Raw genomic sequence first — 17,471 nt, forward strand, 5'->3', positions numbered from 1 at the left:
CGGGGGGCCGGTCGAATGATCGAATCCGCAGCCCTCTCCGAACCGGCACAGGCGACGCTCCTCGTGGGTGTCATCCTCGTCCAGGCGGTCGCCCTCTATGCTGGCTACGGCGTCCTCGAGCGAGTCGCAACGCCACTGATCAAAACGATCACGAACGCCTAATTGATGGAGATACTGGGACTCAGTCTGGCGCTGTTGGCGCTGTTCGTGAGTTTTGGCTTCATGGTCGGGGTGCTGTTCGGGTTCTTCGGGATGGGTGGGTCCTTCCTGATTACGCCGACGCTGTTGCTCCTCGAGTACCCTGCCTCGGTCGCGATCGGCAGCGGGCTGGCGTTTTACTTCGGGACGTCCGTGATCGCCGTCCTGAAGCACTACGACGTCGGCCAGGTCGACTACAAACTCGGCGCGATCCTGTTCGTCGTCCTTTCGATCGGGATCGAACTCGGGAGTCGGCTCGTGTTCGGCCTCGAGGCACTCGGCATCGCCAACCTCGTCACGGGCGTCGCCTACGTCGTCCTGCTGGCTGGAATCGGCGCGCTGTTCCTGCGTCGTGCGTACAACCTTGAAGACGATGACGACGATGGCGATGACGATGCCAACGACGACGAGATTCCGGCGATCGGCCAGAAGATTCAGTCGTACACCGTGCCGCCGATGATCACCCTCGCCTCCGGCGGTCGGGCGTCGGTGTGGACGATCGGTGGCGCTGGCGGGAGCGTCGGCCTCATCTCCGGGTTGATCGGTGTCGGCGGCGGGTTCATCCGAATGCCCGCGATCTATTATTTGATCGGGACGCCCCTGACCGCCGCGGTCGGCACAAGCCTTTTTGCCGGCCTCTTCTCGGGCGCGTTCGGGACCTTCACCTACGGCATGTCCGGCAGCGTCGACCTCACGGTCGTCTCCTTGCTGCTCGTCGGGAGCGCACTCGGGGCGCGAATCGGCTCGGCGGCGACTACGATGGTGGATGAGGACGACGTGATCGTCTACTTCGGGCTGATGATGCTGTTCGCCAGCGGCGGGATCGCGCTCAGCGAACTCGCGAACTGGCTGGGGACGGGCGCACTCGATATGCTGAGCGTGTTCCTGCTCGTCGGCTCGTCGTTTTTCGTCGCCTTGATGATTCTCTACAAGGTCTTTCAGTCGGCTGGCAGTGGGGAACCTGACGCACAGACGGCTCCCGACGGCGGTCGCTGATGATCTCGACGCACCGTCAGCACAGCGCTGAACCAACTGTTGCTTCATGCCCCTCGACAGGGAGTATTACCGCGCGATGATCGTCGGCTGGATCGAGTCGGCACTCGTCGATATCGGGCTCGAAACCGAGGGGATCGCGACCGATCCGACGAAATCGAACCTGCTGGCGACGCTACCCGCGAAGCGGTCGATGACCCTGCTGTACAGCGGGCACCTCGATATGGTCCCCTACGACCCGACGGCTGGTCGCCCGACCCGCTGGGCGAACGCGTTGGCGATCGATTTTACGGGCGCGGAACGACGGACATGTAAGGCGAGATTACCGCGGTGCTCGAACTCGCCCGCGCCTACGTCGTGGCCGATCGTCGCCCGCCCGTGACGCTTGCGTTCGCGTTCGTCAGCGACGAGGAAGTCGCCGGCGACGCCGGCCTCGAGGCGGTCCTCGAATCGGTGCTCGTGACGATCGACGTCGACGCGTCGAGTGACACCGTCGACCGGCTACGGGACGACGGGATCGTCGTCCGAGCGCTCCCGTCACCGAACGCGATCCGGGTCTCGGTTCACGCGGTCAACACGGCCGCCGAAATCGACGCCTTCCTCGATGCGCTTGCGGATGATTGGTAACGACCCACGTTATCGGCCGAGCGAACGCCGACGGTACATCTCTTTCGATGAATCGATCTCCCGTCTCACGTGCTGAGAATGCCGTTCATCTTGATTGCACAATATTCACACAACCCTTATACCAGCGCAGTCCCTATCCCGAAACAGTACAATGGCTAATTCGATGTCGGAGCAACTCCAGCAGGATATGGAGTGTGAAGGGTTACTGGAGTGTATTCACGGTCTCAAACAGCTCGACAAGGAGTGTTTCCGGGCGATGGTCGAAAGCGATGAACCGCTGACGATCGACGAAGTCGCGGAACGGGTCGATCGTGAGCGCTCGACCGCCTATCGATCGATCCAGCGCCTGCTCCAAAGCGGCTTCATCCAGAAAGAACAGGTCAACTACGATCAGGGCGGCTACTACCACGTCTACTACCCGACGGATCCCACCCAGATCTCGAACGACATGCAGCGGATGCTCAACGACTGGTACGCGAAAATGGGCCAACTCATCCAGGAGTTCGAAGACAAGTACGAACACGTCGAGGACACCCCCACAGTCGCTGAAGGATAGCCCTCGATTCTCTCGACATCCGTGCTGGTTTCGTGACCCCGGCCGACCCCTCGCACGAGAAATGTATGGGATTTACACTCCTGCCATACACCTTACTTGAGTTATCTACGGCACCGTGTTCGTTCCGTCGTTACTCCGGAAGATAGGGATGCTTCGATAACGCGTCACATTCCTCTGAATACATTGACATCGACCGTTTTCGGTGCGACTTAGTTTACTAGCTCATAGACGATTATTCTCCCGAGAACCATCGATGGCTCTTTTATACAATTAGTATTGTATAGTATCCACAAAACCTTAAATACTCGTGGGCCGTACGAGGAGGTGATGACAGTTGATGCATACGGCGGCTCACCCGAACGGTCGATCGACGAACCAATCCACATCGACGGCACGGGTCACCTCGACGAAATCGTCGCCGAGCACGATGTCGTGCTCGTAGATTTCTTCGCGACGTGGTGTGGCCCCTGCCAGATGCTCGAGCCCGTCCTCGACGGGCTGGCGGCCGAAGCTGACGCCGTGATCGCGAAGGTCGATGTCGACGAACACCAGCAGCTCGCGGGTTCCTACGGCGTGCGCGGCGTTCCGACGCTCGCGCTGTTCGCGAGCGGCGAAGAGGCCGAACGACACACCGGCGCACTGCCGGCGGACCGTCTTCGCGACCTGATCGAGGGATACACCGAATGAGCGGGAACTCGGATGAGATTGCGCCCGTCCGAGACGTGGTGATCGTCGGCTCCGGCGTCGCCGGGCTCTCGGCGGCGGTGTACGCCGCGCGGGCGGATCTCGAGCCGCTCGTCCTCGAGGGGCCGGAGCCGGGCGGGCAGCTCACGCTGACGACCGAGGTGGAGAACTTCCTCGGCTTCCCCGAGGGCGTCGGTGGGATGGAGCTGATCCAGCGGGGGAAAGACCAGGCCGAACGGTTCGGTGCGGAGTTCGTCCACAGCACGGTCGAGAACGCGACGCTCACGGAACGTCCGTTCGAACTCGAGCTTTCGACGGGCGAGGTCCTACGGACTCGAGCCCTGATCGTCGCGACCGGGGCGAGCGCGCGCTGGGTCGGCGCCGAGAACGAGGCTGAACTGATGGGGTACGGACTTTCGACCTGTGCGACCTGCGACGGCGCGTTCCACCGCGGCGACGACGTGCTCGTCGTCGGCGGCGGCGACAGCGCGATGGAGGAGGGGCTCTTCCTCGCGAAGTTCGCCGAGAGCGTCACGATCGTCCACCGACGGGACGAACTGCGAGCCTCCGAGGTCATGGCGCGTCGCGCTCGCGAACACGACCGAATCTCGTTCCGCTGGAACGCGGAACTGCTCGCGATCCACGGTTCGAGGGACGAGGGCGTCACCGGCGCGACGCTGGTGAGCCATCCCGACGGCCGGCCGACGGACAAACTCGAGGCGGGACGCGACGTCGCGGAGGAGACCGTCGCCGTCGGCGGTATCTTCTACGGTGTCGGCCACGTTCCGAACACGACGTTTCTCGAGGAGACGCCGGTCGAACTCGACGAGACGGGCCACCTGCTGACGCTCGAGGGGATGACAACCGAGACCGCGGTCGACGGAGTGTTCGGCGCCGGTGACGTGATGGATCCCGACTACCGGCAGGCGATTACGGCCGCCGGAACCGGGAGCATGGCCGCCCTCGACGCAGAGTCGTGGCTCGACGGAGAACTCGAGCGAGAGGCGCCGGCCGCCGTGACCGTCGCGGCAACCGACTGAGCGAGCCGTTTCGTCTGAGACGCACCAATGCAGTCTTCAGTTCGTGCTGGTCCTCCCGACGAGGTCCACGTCTGTCGGTCCCTGTCCGTCGAACTCCCGAACGAACTCGTCCAGCGTCGACGAATCGGCTGCACCTGGGAGTTCGGTTTCAGCGGTGACGCACGCACGATCTACTTCGAGCCTCTCACAGACGTGATCGGCCGTCACCTCGGCCATCCGTCGATATGTCGTGAGCTTGCCGCCGACGACGCTGACAAAGTTGTCAACGCCCTCATCGGACGCGTGATCGAGCACGTGAAATCCTCTGGAGATCCCGCGTCCGCCTCGAGCGGCCTCCTCCGGCTCGTACAGGGGCCGAACGCCCCACCAGGTTCGGACGTGTTCCGCGTCGGCGACATCGGGAAGTATCGTTGCACACTCCGACACCGTCTCGTCGACTTCCCAGTCGGCCGTCTCGTACGCGTCGGGATCGTCGACCGGCACGCTCGTCGTTCCGAGGACGACTTCCCCGTCGTGGGGGACGACGATGTCGCCGTCCGCGGGATCCCGACAGCGGTTGAGTACGGGCTCGAGTCCCTCGTAGCCGACTGAAATCATGACGCCTCGGGTCGGCCGCATCTCGACGTCGACGCCGGCCATGGCGGCCAGTTTGCCGGCGCGGGCGCCGGTCGCGTTCACGACGTACGTCGGTTCGATTGTCGCACCGACGTCGCCGCCGAGCGAAACCGCCGTGATCCGGCCGCCTTCGACGGTCATCGACGTCACGGGAGCGTGGGGGAGGATCCGTGCGCCGTGGTCTCGAGCGTCCGCCGCGTTCGCGGCGACCAGCCGCGACGGAACGACGACGCCGTCGGGCACCCACATCGCGCGCTCGACCGCGTTCGCGAGGCCGGGGACTGCCTCGCGGGCGGTCTCGCCGTCGATCACCTCGACTGGGATTCCGATCTCTTCGCACGCCGCGCGTTTCTCCTCGAAGTAATTCGGATCGTCGCCGGCCAACTGGACGAACAGGCCGCGCGTCTCTCGGATACACTCACCGCCGATCACCCTGAGAATACGGTTCTCCTCGAGACATTCGAGGGCCCCCTCGGCGTCGCTCTCCGCGTAGCGAGCGCCGCTGTGGAGCAGGCCGTGAGAGCGCCCCGATGCGCCGGCCGAGAGGCCGTCCCGGTCGACGAGCGTGACGTCGACGCCGCGCAGTGCGAGGTCTCTCGCGATTCCCGTCCCGGTCGCGCCGCCGCCGACGACGAGGACATCCGGTTGACTGTTCATACGGGAGCGTCGGGTTCCGGACGGAGGTACCTTTCACCTCACGAGTGAGGGGTGTCGGCTCTCGAAAACCGTCGCTATCCGTCTAGAACGTAGTTCGGAGTGATAACACGCAAACCGGCTACTCGTGGACGTCTATCGCTGTCGGAAAAGCATACGCCGAGGATCGTGGCATGATGATCTGGGATGACGTATTCCATTGTGTCGGGTTTCACGGAACCACACAGGGGTAGTGTCACAGATTCACAATGGTTAGGGTCGGGTTTCGGTCGGTGTGTGTCGAGTTCGTATCTTCATCACCTCACTCACAGTTATCACTTGTCCAGCAATAAAGGTTATTGTACGGACAACATCTGCTATTGGGGGGAGAAAATTGCCCGGGTGAGACAATATGGCCACCACTATCTCATATTCTTCGGATTATTATATATGTATTCGGCCGGTTTGTGATCGGTTCTGGTCGGAACCGTCGATACGGTCCCGTCGGTTGATATCGGGCACGTCTCGATCGGATCTTGACACGGGGGCTCCTCGCCACTGTCGGACTCGAGGATGAGTCCATAGTCGTCGCACTCTGGAGGGCCACCGATTGGGTGGCAAGGATAGTTGGATCGGTGTCGTGCACACGCGATGGAGAACCGGATCCACTCTCGAAACGACGTTATCACGCACTCCTGGACGCACTCTCTCGGACACGCGGTAGTGGGGGACGAGAGTGCTGAGAGGGGCCGTTCCACACCACGATCCGATTTCCCGAATCCGGCTCGAAAACTGAACGATCGAAACCGGCCGATCAACTCTCGTCTCAGGGGGACGGCTGCTCGCTCTCGACGCTATCGGTGAACTTCTCGCGAACTTTCTCGACTTTGGGTGCCGCGTGCATCGTACAGTAGGCGTCGGTGGGGTTCTTCTCGAAGTAGTTCTGATGTTTCTCTTCGGCCTCGTAGAACGTCTCGAGGGGCTCGATCTCGGTGACGACATCTTCGTACAGCCCCTCGTTCTCGAGTTCCTCGGCGAACGCCTCGGCGGTCTCGAGTTGGTCGTCGTCGTGGGCGTAGATGGCCGATCGGTACTGACTCCCGACGTCCGGCCCCTGTCGGTTCAGTTGGGTCGGGTCGTGAATCGTAAAGAACACCTCGAGGAGGTCCTCGTAGGCGATTCGGTCGGGATCGTACTCGAGTTGGACGACCTCCGCGTGGCCGGTCTGCCCGGAACAGACCTCGCGGTAGGTGGGATCCTCGGTGTTGCCGCCGGCGTAGCCGGAGGTGACCGACTCGACGCCCTCGAGTTGTTCCATCGCCGCCTCGACACACCAGAAACAGCCGCCGCCGAACGTCGCGCGTTCCATAGCCGAACCTAAGGGTCGCTCGAGGAAAGGTGTGACGGGTACCGACGCCGCTCTATTCGACGCTTCATTCATCACCCTCGGCTTCGTCCGCACTCGCTGCCGCGGTGCCAAGGGATTTGACGAGGGACGGTGAACGCCGGGACATGTCCTGGAACACTGTCGAACTCGATTGGGATGGAGACGTCGCAACGCTGACCGTCGACCGCCCGGAGGCGCTCAACGCACTGAACGTGGCGACGCTCGAGGCGATGAGCGAGGCGCTCGCCGAAGCGGCCGACGAGGACGCCCGCGCGCTGATCCTGACGGGGGCCGGCGACGACGCGTTCATCGCCGGCGCGGACATCGAGTACATGAAGGGCCTTTCGACCGCCGAGGGACAGGCGTGGGGAGAACTGGGTCACGACGTCGCGGACGCGCTCGAGGCGTTCCCCGCGCCGACTATCGCCGCCGTCAACGGCTACGCGTTCGGCGGCGGCTGCGAGATGGCCATCGCCTGCGACCTGCGCGTCGCGAGCGAGTCGGCCGTCATCGGCAACACGGAGATCGATCTGGGGATCATTCCCGGCTGGGGAGCCACCCAACGGCTGCCGGAACTCGTCGGTGACGAGACCGCGCGGCGGATGATCTTCCTCGGGGAGCGCCTCGACGCGGGGTCGGCCGCCGAGGCGGGCATCTTCGGCGACGTCGTGGCTGACGAGGATCTCGAGAAGACCGTCGACGAGTTAGCCGACCGGATCGCGGCGAAGCCGGCCGTCGCGATGCGTGCGGCCAAGCAGGCGCTTAATCAACGCCTCGAGGGATCACAGACGAGCGGGCTCGAGTACGAAAAACGGGCCTTCGCGAGCCTGTTCGGCACGCCGGATCAGCGCGAGGGGATGGAGGCGTTCGTCGAGAAACGGGATCCGGAGTTCGAATAAAACTAGCCACACGAACATTGCGAAGATGTTTTGCTTTCTAACTAGTGTGGGTAACAATAGGCGCGGTATCTCGGTGGTTACTGATTGTGTACAACGGGAGTTAGAGCGAATTATGAATACCACCCGTTCGAGTGAGCGGTTTTGTTTATATACACGGGGACCCCACCGTTCGAGTGAATTCTTCGAAAGTTCGTTCTCTCAGAGAATAGGTAATTACCCCGGCTGATCTATTGCGCTCCAATACTCTCTATGATGTCACTCTGCCGCTAGTATAGTCGCACTTTATCATCTAACTGTTAAAGCCTTTCCATCAGTAGCTTAACATATCTCCCTTTTCTATCAGTATATAGTGTTGGCCTTTCTTTATTCAATCTTGCACCTGAAACTGGAGCAGGCGATTCGGTAACTATGTGTGCGAACATACCGGCGAGTGGCAATCGATATCTGGATGATCCAGATTAGTCGTCAGTCACGACATTCAAACGTTCTCCATATGTTGAGTCCAGATTCGATGTTTTCATCGGAGGAATCTCCGATATGAATCTGCAACTCAACGCACTCGGCATCCCATTCTCGGAAATCGACAGACTCTCGATCTTCTCGGGATCGGTCACCCCGCCAAGCGTATACAGTATACGCACCCGGTTCAGTTGGGTAATCCTCGAAAGACTTCTCACCCCATCCCCCATCCGTCTCCCCGGTTGGCTCCTCATCGGTAGGAGTAACGTCGATTGCGTCGTCGTACACCGTCTCATCGTCTTCGGTTATCTCCACGTGGACTGTATGTGACTCGTAAGTGAAATTAACGACATGGAGGAGACCTAATCGAGTATCTTTCGTCGTACTATCGCTTCCTAAACAACCAGCGATCCCCAGAGGGAGACTCGTACTCATCAATTGGAGGGCTCGTCGGCGTGTAGGGCGGGACATGCGAAAGAATTCGCAAATTTCACACATATATTTTCGGGTCTCTATTGAAATCCTGATATCGTGGACAAAACCCAGAAGGCAGAGACAACGCTACAGCGCGCGGAGCAGATTCACGGCAACTAATTCTCTTCTTCATTCTGATAAAAGCGGGCTATTCACTTGTGAGAAGGGGTACGTGAGACCACTCAGTCCGGAGAGTGGTCACTGTCGGACCTATGCATTATTTCCTATCTTCGCAACACGTCGTACTACACTTTCTTTATCCGATTCGGTTTGTGAACGTCACAGTCAGTACATCCCCTGTACTGAACGCGAGTTTCACAGACTACTCTAAATAAAGAAACCGTATTACCAACTACTCCATTCAGATGAATACACTCGAACGATGGGGTCTCTGGGTACAACGACTTTATAAGGAATACTACTCAATCGAATCACTCGAACGGGTGGTCGAAAAGTCTAAAGGGACGTGTGAGAACGTTGTTAATAATGACCCAATTCGCCTTCACTCCAGGGAACTTCCCCTTTCAGAATCGGAACGCTCTGTTGGATGATTACACACCCGAGGAAATGGTCGGAAGAGACGACGAACTCGAGGAATACCACGCTGCGCTCCAGCCCGCGATCAACGCGAGCCAGCCTGATAACATCTTTTTGTACGGAAAAACAGGGGTCGGAAAGACGGCGGCAACCAAATTTTTGCTTGATCGTCTCGAGGACGCCAGCGAACAACACGATGTTGCGATTAATACTCATGTCGTCAACTGTGACGGTGCTGATACCAGTTATCGAGTAGCTGTCGAACTCGTGAATTCTTTCCGTGATGACAAAATCAGCGAGACTGGCCATCCCCGATCCAAAGTTTACGATCTGATGTGGGACTCGTTCGACGATCATGGTGGACTCATCATTTTAGTACTCGACGAAATCGACCACCTCCAAGACGACTCCCTGCTCTATCAGCTTTCTCGAGCGCGCGAAAACGACAACATCAGTAATGCACGCGTTAGCGTCGTTGGAATCAGTAACGACCTGACCTATCGGGACACTCTCTCCCCGAAGGTTCGATCCAGTCTCTGTGAACGGAGTATCAACTTTCCAGCGTACACTGCTGAGGAACTAGAGAAAGTGCTGCGTCAGCGTCGAACCATTGCGTTTCAGGACGACATTCTCGAGAACGGTGTCATTCCGTTGTGTGCTGCGTTCGGAGCACAGGAGTCCGGCGATGCACGGAAAGCTCTCGATCTCCTGTTGAAAGCCGGAGATGTCGCACATGAAAGTGATGCTGATATGGTTCGCGAAGAGCACGTTCGTCGCGGTCGTGGTCTTCTCCAAGAAGAGGAGATTACACGCGGGATTTTAGGGCTCAACACGCACGAGAAAATTCTGCTTTATGCACTGGCGTCGTACGTTTCGTCGGGTGACTCTCCCGTCCGATCTCGTGATTTGTACCGCCGGTACGAGATGTTTTGCGTAGGGGCTGGACACGATCCGCTGACGAGCCGATGGATGCACGACCATCTCGATGAACTCGAGATGCTGGGATTGGTCAGCGCTGAAAAGCGGAACGAAGGAAGCTCTGGGGGACAGTACAAGACGTTTGAGTTGAGCCAGGATTTGATCGCCGTCCTCGATGCGTTAGATGAGACGATTGAGACAGTGGGTGTCCATCACTCGGTGCAAACGATGCTGGACTAATGATATGGTTCAAACGTGTGTCCAAATGCTGGTCAGCGATTCATTTTAGCTAACCGGACGAGTGGGCTTTGTCGATACGGTATCTGATACCACATTGAATACCGACTCTCGAGTCAGCTATCCACTGTCCACCGCAACAATGCCCCGTCGTCGATTCGCTTCACGCTCTCGAGGCTCAACAGCGGAAACTCGTCGACGAACCCGTCGCCGTCGGCCAGCGTCGGCGCGTCGCGGCCGCCGATTATCTTCCCGCCGACGTAGACGCTGAGTTCGTCGACCAGCCCAGCCTCGAACAGCGAAAAGATGAGTTCGCCGCCGCCCTCGACCATGATCTGCTCGAGTCCCTGTCCCTGCAGCGTCGCGAACGCGCGCAAGAGGTCGACGCGATCCTCGCCCGCGGTCACGAGTTCCGCGTGGTCGGCGAGATCCATCCGCGAATCGATCGGGGCGGCCTCGCTCAGACAGACGTACGTCGTCGCCCGATCGTCGAGAATCGCTGCATCTTCCGGCGTTCGGCCGTTCGAGTCGACGACCACGCGGGCAGGGTGTTTCGACGCACCGCGCTCGAGTCGCTGTTCACACAGCGTCTCGTCTTTGACGGTGAGGCTGGGATCATCTGCGAGAACGGTGCCGACGCCGACGACGACGGCGTCGCTGTCGGCCCGAAGGCGATCGACGCGAGCGAAGTCCTCCTCGCCGCTGATCGCGAGCTGTTCGCGGCGGCGCGAGGAGAGTTTGCCGTCCGCGCTCATCGCTGCGTTGACGACGACGTGCATACGTCTCCTGCGTGGCGGACCCTAAAGAAGATACTGAGGTAGTGCAGATTCGAGACGTCTCTTCTCCCGTCAGAAACTCAGTCGTCGCGCGATCTACGCCCGGCAGACATCGATCACTGCACTTCGATGTCGCCGACCATCGACCCCGAGTGGGGTTCACAGACGTACTGTGTCATCTCGCTGGTGACCTCGTCGACCTCGAGGGTCTGGGTCTCTCCCTCCTCCTCGACGATTTCGGTCTCGTAGCCGTCGACGACTTCGTCGTTGTCGTCTCGAATTTCGATGTTGTGACCTTGTCCGTCGAGATTCTCCCACGTGAATTCGTAGGCTTCGCCCTCTTGGAGGGTGAGCGTCGGATTTTCTTGGTCGGCAATCTGGTCCGGTGCGACGCCCTGCCACGCTTGCGTTTCGCCGCCGAGTTCGATCTCGCCGGGCTCGATCACTTCGCCGGCTCCCCCTCCGTTTTCGGTCTCGTTTTCGGTCTCGTTATCCTCTCCTCCTGGTCCCCCGTTACCACAACCGGCGAGGGCTGCTGGAATGGTTGCAGCGGCGGTCAGTTTGAGAATCCGTCGTCGGCTCTGTGAGTCGTCGAATGTCATGTTGCGTTCTAAACGTCTCTTGCCGATTTCCATAACCTGCGGCCTGGCACTCTCATGGCTGCAAATCCCGGGATTTCGAGCGTGCCACACCGATTCAACCGAGCCGAAAACGCATTCCAGCGTCGTTACATGTACATCCGATCCGCGGGGAACTCCCTGTCCTCGAGCGAATTTTCTCCCTGCTGTAACGCGGTCAATCGGGAGGCGAGTGCCTCGTAATACTGCGTTACCTCCTCGAAGCGCCGGCGGAGTTCCCGCTCATCGACGTCGATCGAATAGCACGCTTCGAGTCCGCCGAGCAGTCGGAGTGCAGCGTCGAGGTCGGGATCCGGCGGATGCGACGGGGTAACGAACACGCCGGTAGCGGGATGGGACGCCTCGAGTCCCCGAACGAGGAGTTCGGCGTTCACGCCGTCGAGCACCCCGCCCGGAAGCGGCTCGATCGACGCCGTCTCACGGTCGGCGCGATCGCCGAACCGCGTTCGTTGCCAGAACTCGCTCCCGGCGTAGAAGACGAGGTGTTCGTCCTCGCTGTGTGGAAACGGCGCGCCGTGGATCGCCGCAATTTCGTCGATCCCGTTCGCACGTACCCAGTCGCCGATTGCGTCGACGAAGGATGTTGCCGCTCCAACGGGGATGAACAGCTCGCTCACGAGGAGCGTGATCGGCGTTTCATCGACGGCGTAGAGTCGAATCGGGTGGCGAACGCTTCCGTCCGTTACCGGAGCTACGACGGGCAAATTTTCGACCTCGAGGTGGCCGATCCGCGTCGCTTCGAGGGTCGTCGCGAGGTAATCGAGTGCCGTGAGGCTCGCCGCTCCGCTATCCGCGAGCCCGAGAAGGAGCGTCTCTCCCGCGTCGATACCGTCACTCGTTCGCACCGCGAACGATGGATCTCGAACCATAGTCGCGATTCGGGACGAGAGCGCGTAGTTTCTCCCGCGGACATCGCGGGCCGAGCCGTGGCAGTGCGCCGATCACCGACGCGCGACGACCGCGAACGTCTCGGGTCGATCACGAACGTCGTCGACCGAAAACCCCGCCCCCTCGAGCTGTGTGACGGCCGCCTCGGAGCCGAACCGTTCGTCCAGCGGCGGGCCATTGTCTCCCGATCCGTCGGCGGACCAATCGACCGTGACCAAGCGACCTCCCGGCCGGATCGCTCGAGCGAGTTCCGCGAACGCCTCGTCGTCGGCGTACTCGTGGTGGGTGTTCACCGAGAACGCGCCGTCGAGTTCGTCGTCGTCGAACGGGAGCGAGGTAACGTTCGTGGTCACCTGGTCGACGTTTGCGGGAACGCCGTGCTCCCGAAACCGGTCGTGCATCGCCGATTGTACGTCGACAGCGTAGAGCGTTCCGACGAACGGAGCGACGTCCGTCGCGTAGAACCCGGTGCCGGAACCCAGGTCGGCGACGCCCGCGTCCGGGTCCGGATCGAGCAACTCGAGCAGTTCCTCTCGCGAACAGAAGCGATAGCGTGACGGGTCGTCGAGGGCGTCAGCCCGTTCGACCGGGAACGTGTGAAATCCCATACCAACGGTTGGCGGGGGAGGGGCAAGAACACACCCCTTCGTACGGGTTGCTGTGCGTCTCTTCCAGTGCACTCGTGGGGTACCGTGACGTCCTTGGGTGACCGGCACCGAAAACCGTCTCAGACGGCGAGTCCGACGTCGACGATCACCATGACGACGAAGCCGACGACGAACGTGAGCGTGGCGGCGTCGGCGTAGCCGTGGCCGTGGCTGGCGGGAATCATCTCCCGGAAGATGACGGCGATCATCGTCCCGGCGGCGAATCCCGCGGCGAGCGGGAAGAGTCCGGTGACGAGGCTGACGAGCGCGAAGCCGAGCGCCGCCGCGATCGGTTCGGGGACTGCCCCGGAGAGGGTCGTGTACAGAATCGTCTTGGCGTTCGAGAGGCCGGTTCGACTCGCCGGCACGGCCATCGCGAAGCCGTCGGGGACGTTCTGAATCGCGATGGCGACGGCGAGCGCGATGCCCACGCCCTCGAGCCCGCCCGCGAACGCGATGCCGATCGCCAGCCCCTCCGGAACGTTGTGGATCGTTATCGCGCTGCCGACCAACAACGCTCGCCGACGGTTTTCCTCGGCGTCCTCACTATCGCCGTCCCCGTTATCGTCGGTCCCGCCGCCGGCTTTCGACGTCAACCCGTCGGCCTCGATCGTCTCCTCGGCTCGCGCCGTCGGCGGATAGGTTTCGTCGGTCTCGCCTGCGAGCAACAGGTGGACGTGCGGAATAAGTCGGTTCGCGGCGAGCAGAAAGACGCCGCCGAGAAGTATTCCGACGACGACCTCCCACAACGAGCCGAACTCGAGTCCCGGGACGACGAGGGCGAAGACGGCCGCGCCGAACATGATCCCGGCGGCGAGCCCGAGCGCGGCGTCGTAAAAGCGGTGGCTGATGCGCTCGGTGACGACGATCGGCAGCGCGCCGACTCCGGTCGCCGCACCTGCAAGCCCCGCAATCGCGACGACTTCGACGATCGAAACCACAGTGAATCCGATATTCACACTGGGCGTCAAAAGCGTTGGCGTCGACTGTCACTCCGTCAACCGATCCGTCGGGGATCGTCGCTCGAGCCGAGCAGGATCCGGTAGACGACGTAGCCGATCAGCAGGGCGAACGCGAGCGTTGCGACGGTTTCGGCGAACCAGATCGCGACGTACAGCGCTCGAGTGAGTATCCTGATGACGACGATCCCGCCGAAGATCGCGACGACGAACGCCAATCCACCGACTGCTGCGCCGACACGCTCCATACGATCACGTTCACTGCCACCGAGATGAACCTACTGCCGGTCGATCCGCTATCAGGGCGACGATATCGTGATCGTCGAGGGACGACTCGCCGACGAGACCGGCGTGAGTCCGAAGTCCTCCCAGGAGACGTAGTCGATCACGCCGGGCGGAACGACTGATCGAAGACGGACAGAGGATCACCAAGCAACGACCAATGCTTCAACAGCGGGTCGCTACCACCATCCAACCGACCGCTGAGCAGTAGCTACAGACCACTGTTCTTTTTATTCACCGATCCGACGATTCGAATGACGACTACCGAGCATGGAACGAAAAGAGCGCACTCGAGAGACCGGGACGAACGATCGGTGGACCGGGATCTCGTTGGTTGTCCTCGGTAGCGTTGGTATCGTACTCGTCTCGGCGTCCGACTCGGCCGGGGAGCAACTCGGTATCGAAGGGATTGTTGCTGGTGTGTTACTCCTGTTGGCCGGTCTCTTCGTCTTGTTCGATCCGCTGCGGACGGTTCCGGATCGATGGACTGGGGTTCCGTGGATACTCCTCGGCTCGGGGATGGTCGGAATCGTGTTCGTTTTGGACCCTGTACGCCCAGCACGACGGTCAGCGGGATCGTGATCGGCGTCGGGGTCATCCTTTACGGACTCTTTGTTATCTCTCGATTGTAACGGCTCGATTTCACTTTCGCTCCCCTGCGGGAACGCTTTTTACACCCCCGCGCGAATATCCGGTGATGGAACTCGACAATCATGCCGAGGATCTCGCCTCCGACCTCGGTGTCGACAAAGAGGAGGTCAAAGCGGACCTGCAGAACTTAGTGGAGTACAGCGTTCCCATCGACGAAGCCAAACAGAGCCTTCGCCGGAAGTATGGCGACGGCTCGAGCGGCGGCGGTGGGGCTCCCTCGAGCAAGGATATCGGCGACATTACGCCCGAAGACGGCAACGTCACCGTCACCGGCGTCGTGCTGACGGCCGGTAAACGGTCGATCCGATATCAGGGCGACGACCTCGAGATCGTCGAGGGACGACTCGCCGACGAGACCGGCGTGATCGACTACACCTCCTGGGAGGACTTCGGACTCTCGCCGGGCGACACGATCACGGCGGGCAACGCGGGCGTCCGCGAGTGGGACGGCGAACCGGAACTCAACCTCGGCGAAAGCACGTCGCTGTCGTTCGAGGACGAGTCGCTCGATGTCGCCTACGAGATCGGCGGTGAGGCCCAACTCGCCGACCTGCAGACGGGCGACCGCGCGGTCACCGTCGAAGTGACGGTCGTCGACTGCGAGCGGCGCACGATCGACGGCCGCGACGGCGAGACCGAGATCCTGAGCGGCGTCTTCGGCGACGAAAGCGGCCGACTCCCCTTTACCAACTGGGATCCGGCCCCCGAGATCGAAGACGGCGGGACGGTCCGCATCGAGAACGCCTTCGTCCAGGAGTTCCGCGGCGTCCCCGAAGTCAACGTCTCGGAGTTCTCGGTCGTCTCCGCGATCGATCGCGAGATCAACGTCGGCGCGGACGCGACGACCATGAACGTCGGCGAAGCCGTTCACACGGGCGGAATCTACGACGTCGAAGTCAACGGCAACGTCATCGCCGTCCGCGACGGGTCGGGACTGATCCAGCGCTGTCCCGAGTGTTACCGCGTCATCCAGAAGGGCCAGTGCCGAACCCACGGGAGCGTCGACGGCGTCGACGACCTTCGCGTGAAGGCGATCCTCGACGACGGGACCGGAGCCGTCACGGTCGTCCTCGACGACGAACTGACTCAGCAGGTCTACGACGGAACGCTCGAGGACGCCTTAGCGCAGGCCCGCGAGGCCATGGACCAGGAGGTCGTCGCGGACACGATCCGCGAGCGCATCGTGGGTCGCGAGTACCGCGTCCGCGGGCACCTCTCGGTGGACGAGTACGGCGCGAACCTCGACGCGGAGGACTTCGAGGAGAGCAACGACGATCCGGAAGCCCGTGCGAGTGCCTTCCTGACGGAGGTGGACGCATGAGCGCAACGGACGAAAACGGCGAGGAGATTCCGACTCGGGAGATCGCCTACAGACTGTTCGCAGCCGAGTACGACGACGCCTCGTTCTCCTACGCCGAGAGCGACGAGGAACGCGCGCCGAACTACGTCATCTCGCCGACCGGCGCACGGCTCAACCGCCTCTTCGCCGTCGGTACCCTGACGGAGATCACGTCGGTCAACGAGGAGATGGTTCGGGCCCGCGTGGTCGATCCGACGGGCGCGTTCGTCGTCTACGCCGGCCAGTACCAGCCCGACGCGCTGGCGACCTTAGAACAGCTCGACCCGCCCGCGTTCGTCGCGGTGACGGGCAAGGCTCGGACGTTCCAGCCCGACGATTCGGATCAGGTCTACACCTCGATCCGGCCGGAGAGCATCGCGACGGTCGACGCCGACACCCGCGACCGCTGGGTCGTCAGCGCGGCCGAACAGACCGTCGACCGCATCGGCGCGTACGCCGCCGCAGCCGAGAGCGGCGCGAGCGGCGATGCGTTGGCCGACGCACTCCGCGACGCCGGCGTCGAATCCGGCCTCGCCGCCGGCATCCCGCTCGCGCTGGATCACTACGGGACCACCCCGGCGTATCTCGAGGCCCTGCGCGACTGCGCCCTCGAGGCGGTCGAGGTCGTTGCCGGCGAGCGCGATCAGGTGACGCCGCTGTCGCTCCAGCCGGGCGACTCGCCCGACGCCGACGCGACGTTTTCGTCGCTCGCCGCGCACGCGAACGTCGATCTCTCGAGCCTCGAATCGGCCATCGAGGTCGAATCCGACGCCGAATCACAGCCGGCGGAACCAGCCGCGGCAACAGCTGGCGTCGGCGATGCCGAGGGAGACGCAGGCGTGGACGCCGGTTCCGAATCGATCGACGCCGGATCGGCGGCCGGAACGGCGACGGGGAGCGAACCCGACGCCGCCTCCGACGCGGCGTCCGCGGCGGCTGACGAGGCGGCCGACAGCGCACTCGAGTCCGGGTCGGACGCTGACGCGGAGACCGACACCGATGACTCGGCGGCAGCCGCCGGTACTGACGACGCG

19 protein-coding genes and 1 pseudogene are annotated in these 17,471 nt (G+C 61.7%); 11 read left to right on the plus strand and 9 right to left on the minus strand.

Annotation, left to right across the window (positions count from 1 at the left end):
- Window positions 1-15 precede the first annotated feature (15 nt).
- From ACSFC5_RS22450 to ACSFC5_RS22480, 7 genes and pseudogenes are all read left to right on the plus strand, one after another.
- Entirely contained in the window at window positions 16-162 is a 147-nt protein-coding gene (locus tag ACSFC5_RS22450; protein WP_440767435.1) for a DUF7512 family protein, read from the plus strand.
- A 3-nt stretch (window positions 163-165) separates the two neighbouring features.
- On the plus strand, window positions 166-1,194 hold the full coding sequence (locus ACSFC5_RS22455; protein WP_440767436.1) for a sulfite exporter TauE/SafE family protein: 1,029 nt from the start codon (window positions 166-168) through the stop codon (window positions 1,192-1,194).
- A gap of 46 nt (window positions 1,195-1,240) precedes the next feature.
- Entirely contained in the window at window positions 1,241-1,573 is a 333-nt protein-coding gene (locus ACSFC5_RS22460; RefSeq protein WP_440767437.1) for a hypothetical protein, read from the plus strand.
- A 65-nt stretch (window positions 1,574-1,638) separates the two neighbouring features.
- Window positions 1,639-1,818, plus strand: a pseudogene (locus ACSFC5_RS22465) (aminotransferase class V-fold PLP-dependent enzyme); the annotation flags it as partial.
- A gap of 151 nt (window positions 1,819-1,969) precedes the next feature.
- Window positions 1,970-2,374, plus strand: coding sequence for a helix-turn-helix domain-containing protein (locus ACSFC5_RS22470; RefSeq protein WP_440767438.1), 405 nt, complete (start codon window positions 1,970-1,972; stop codon window positions 2,372-2,374).
- A gap of 327 nt (window positions 2,375-2,701) precedes the next feature.
- Window positions 2,702-3,061: a thioredoxin gene (trxA, locus tag ACSFC5_RS22475; protein WP_440767439.1), complete on the plus strand. Its 360-nt coding sequence runs from the start codon at window positions 2,702-2,704 to the stop codon at window positions 3,059-3,061.
- Window positions 3,058-4,098 carry an NAD(P)/FAD-dependent oxidoreductase gene (locus ACSFC5_RS22480; protein WP_440767440.1) on the plus strand — a complete coding sequence of 347 codons (1,041 nt, stop codon included), beginning with the start codon at window positions 3,058-3,060 and terminating at the stop codon, window positions 4,096-4,098. The genes trxA and ACSFC5_RS22480 overlap by 4 nt, the downstream gene beginning before the upstream one ends.
- 36 nt (window positions 4,099-4,134) lie before the next feature.
- Here the strand turns inward: ACSFC5_RS22480 and ACSFC5_RS22485 are convergent, their stop codons facing one another.
- Together ACSFC5_RS22485 and msrA are read right to left on the minus strand one after the other, a co-directional pair.
- Window positions 4,135-5,370, minus strand: coding sequence for an FAD-dependent oxidoreductase (locus ACSFC5_RS22485; protein WP_440767441.1), 1,236 nt, complete (start codon window positions 5,368-5,370; stop codon window positions 4,135-4,137).
- An 802-nt stretch (window positions 5,371-6,172) separates the two neighbouring features.
- Window positions 6,173-6,715 carry a peptide-methionine (S)-S-oxide reductase MsrA gene (msrA, locus tag ACSFC5_RS22490; protein ID WP_440767442.1) on the minus strand — a complete coding sequence of 181 codons (543 nt, stop codon included), beginning with the start codon at window positions 6,713-6,715 and terminating at the stop codon, window positions 6,173-6,175.
- A gap of 143 nt (window positions 6,716-6,858) precedes the next feature.
- Between msrA and ACSFC5_RS22495 the strand changes: the two genes are divergently transcribed.
- Window positions 6,859-7,632: an enoyl-CoA hydratase/isomerase family protein gene (locus ACSFC5_RS22495; RefSeq protein ID WP_440767443.1), complete on the plus strand. Its 774-nt coding sequence runs from the start codon at window positions 6,859-6,861 to the stop codon at window positions 7,630-7,632.
- Window positions 7,633-8,097: 465 nt separating this feature from the next.
- On the opposite strand, the gene ACSFC5_RS22500 is transcribed toward ACSFC5_RS22495, so the two are convergent.
- Window positions 8,098-8,406: a hypothetical protein gene (locus tag ACSFC5_RS22500; RefSeq protein ID WP_440767444.1), complete on the minus strand. Its 309-nt coding sequence runs from the start codon at window positions 8,404-8,406 to the stop codon at window positions 8,098-8,100.
- Window positions 8,407-9,051: 645 nt separating this feature from the next.
- On the opposite strand from ACSFC5_RS22500, the gene ACSFC5_RS22505 reads away from it, so the two are divergent.
- Window positions 9,052-10,260: an orc1/cdc6 family replication initiation protein gene (locus tag ACSFC5_RS22505; RefSeq protein ID WP_440767445.1), complete on the plus strand. Its 1,209-nt coding sequence runs from the start codon at window positions 9,052-9,054 to the stop codon at window positions 10,258-10,260.
- 113 nt (window positions 10,261-10,373) lie between these two features.
- Here the strand turns inward: ACSFC5_RS22505 and ACSFC5_RS22510 are convergent, their stop codons facing one another.
- From ACSFC5_RS22510 to ACSFC5_RS22535, 6 genes are all read right to left on the minus strand, one after another.
- Window positions 10,374-11,036, minus strand: a complete 663-nt coding sequence (locus ACSFC5_RS22510; protein WP_440767446.1) for a 2,5-diamino-6-(ribosylamino)-4(3H)-pyrimidinone 5'-phosphate reductase — start codon at window positions 11,034-11,036, stop codon at window positions 10,374-10,376.
- Between the two features lie 113 nt (window positions 11,037-11,149).
- The gene (locus ACSFC5_RS22515) at window positions 11,150-11,635 is read right to left on the minus strand and encodes a cupredoxin domain-containing protein (RefSeq protein ID WP_440767447.1); all 486 of its coding nucleotides are present in this window, start codon (window positions 11,633-11,635) and stop codon (window positions 11,150-11,152) included.
- Between the two features lie 125 nt (window positions 11,636-11,760).
- Entirely contained in the window at window positions 11,761-12,540 is a 780-nt protein-coding gene (locus tag ACSFC5_RS22520) for a proteasome assembly chaperone family protein (protein ID WP_440767448.1), read from the minus strand.
- A 72-nt stretch (window positions 12,541-12,612) separates the two neighbouring features.
- On the minus strand, window positions 12,613-13,167 hold the full coding sequence (locus ACSFC5_RS22525) for a class I SAM-dependent methyltransferase (RefSeq protein ID WP_440767449.1): 555 nt from the start codon (window positions 13,165-13,167) through the stop codon (window positions 12,613-12,615).
- Between the two features lie 119 nt (window positions 13,168-13,286).
- Entirely contained in the window at window positions 13,287-14,147 is an 861-nt protein-coding gene (locus tag ACSFC5_RS22530) for a ZIP family metal transporter (protein ID WP_440767450.1), read from the minus strand.
- 56 nt (window positions 14,148-14,203) lie between these two features.
- Window positions 14,204-14,413, minus strand: coding sequence for a hypothetical protein (locus ACSFC5_RS22535; protein ID WP_440767451.1), 210 nt, complete (start codon window positions 14,411-14,413; stop codon window positions 14,204-14,206).
- A 731-nt stretch (window positions 14,414-15,144) separates the two neighbouring features.
- Between ACSFC5_RS22535 and ACSFC5_RS22540 the strand changes: the two genes are divergently transcribed.
- Together ACSFC5_RS22540 and ACSFC5_RS22545 are read left to right on the plus strand one after the other, a co-directional pair.
- Window positions 15,145-16,419, plus strand: coding sequence for a Single-stranded DNA binding protein (locus ACSFC5_RS22540; protein WP_440767452.1), 1,275 nt, complete (start codon window positions 15,145-15,147; stop codon window positions 16,417-16,419).
- A partial coding sequence (locus ACSFC5_RS22545; protein ID WP_440767453.1) for an RPA family protein occupies window positions 16,416-17,471 on the plus strand: 1,056 nt, incomplete at its 3' end. The genes ACSFC5_RS22540 and ACSFC5_RS22545, both read left to right, overlap by 4 nt.

The organism is Natronorubrum marinum (assembly GCF_052040125.1).
GTDB lineage: Archaea > Halobacteriota > Halobacteria > Halobacteriales > Natrialbaceae > Natronorubrum.

Bases quoted from the DNA above. Each gene is read 5' to 3' on its own strand.
- ACSFC5_RS22455 (WP_440767436.1), top strand. From the start codon at position 166: ATGGAGATACTGGGACTCAGTCTGGCGCTGTTGGCGCTGTTCGTGAGT.
- msrA (WP_440767442.1), bottom strand. From the start codon at position 6,715: ATGGAACGCGCGACGTTCGGCGGCGGCTGTTTCTGGTGTGTCGAGGCG.
- ACSFC5_RS22515 (WP_440767447.1), bottom strand. From the start codon at position 11,635: ATGACATTCGACGACTCACAGAGCCGACGACGGATTCTCAAACTGACC.
- ACSFC5_RS22460 (WP_440767437.1), top strand. From the start codon at position 1,241: ATGCCCCTCGACAGGGAGTATTACCGCGCGATGATCGTCGGCTGGATC.
- ACSFC5_RS22495 (WP_440767443.1), top strand. From the start codon at position 6,859: ATGTCCTGGAACACTGTCGAACTCGATTGGGATGGAGACGTCGCAACG.
- trxA (WP_440767439.1), top strand. From the start codon at position 2,702: ATGACAGTTGATGCATACGGCGGCTCACCCGAACGGTCGATCGACGAA.
- ACSFC5_RS22505 (WP_440767445.1), top strand. From the start codon at position 9,052: ATGACCCAATTCGCCTTCACTCCAGGGAACTTCCCCTTTCAGAATCGG.
- ACSFC5_RS22485 (WP_440767441.1), bottom strand. From the start codon at position 5,370: ATGAACAGTCAACCGGATGTCCTCGTCGTCGGCGGCGGCGCGACCGGG.
- ACSFC5_RS22470 (WP_440767438.1), top strand. From the start codon at position 1,970: ATGGCTAATTCGATGTCGGAGCAACTCCAGCAGGATATGGAGTGTGAA.
- ACSFC5_RS22535 (WP_440767451.1), bottom strand. From the start codon at position 14,413: ATGGAGCGTGTCGGCGCAGCAGTCGGTGGATTGGCGTTCGTCGTCGCG.
- ACSFC5_RS22540 (WP_440767452.1), top strand. From the start codon at position 15,145: ATGGAACTCGACAATCATGCCGAGGATCTCGCCTCCGACCTCGGTGTC.
- ACSFC5_RS22480 (WP_440767440.1), top strand. From the start codon at position 3,058: ATGAGCGGGAACTCGGATGAGATTGCGCCCGTCCGAGACGTGGTGATC.
- ACSFC5_RS22520 (WP_440767448.1), bottom strand. From the start codon at position 12,540: ATGGTTCGAGATCCATCGTTCGCGGTGCGAACGAGTGACGGTATCGAC.
- ACSFC5_RS22525 (WP_440767449.1), bottom strand. From the start codon at position 13,167: ATGGGATTTCACACGTTCCCGGTCGAACGGGCTGACGCCCTCGACGAC.
- ACSFC5_RS22450 (WP_440767435.1), top strand. From the start codon at position 16: ATGATCGAATCCGCAGCCCTCTCCGAACCGGCACAGGCGACGCTCCTC.
- ACSFC5_RS22510 (WP_440767446.1), bottom strand. From the start codon at position 11,036: ATGCACGTCGTCGTCAACGCAGCGATGAGCGCGGACGGCAAACTCTCC.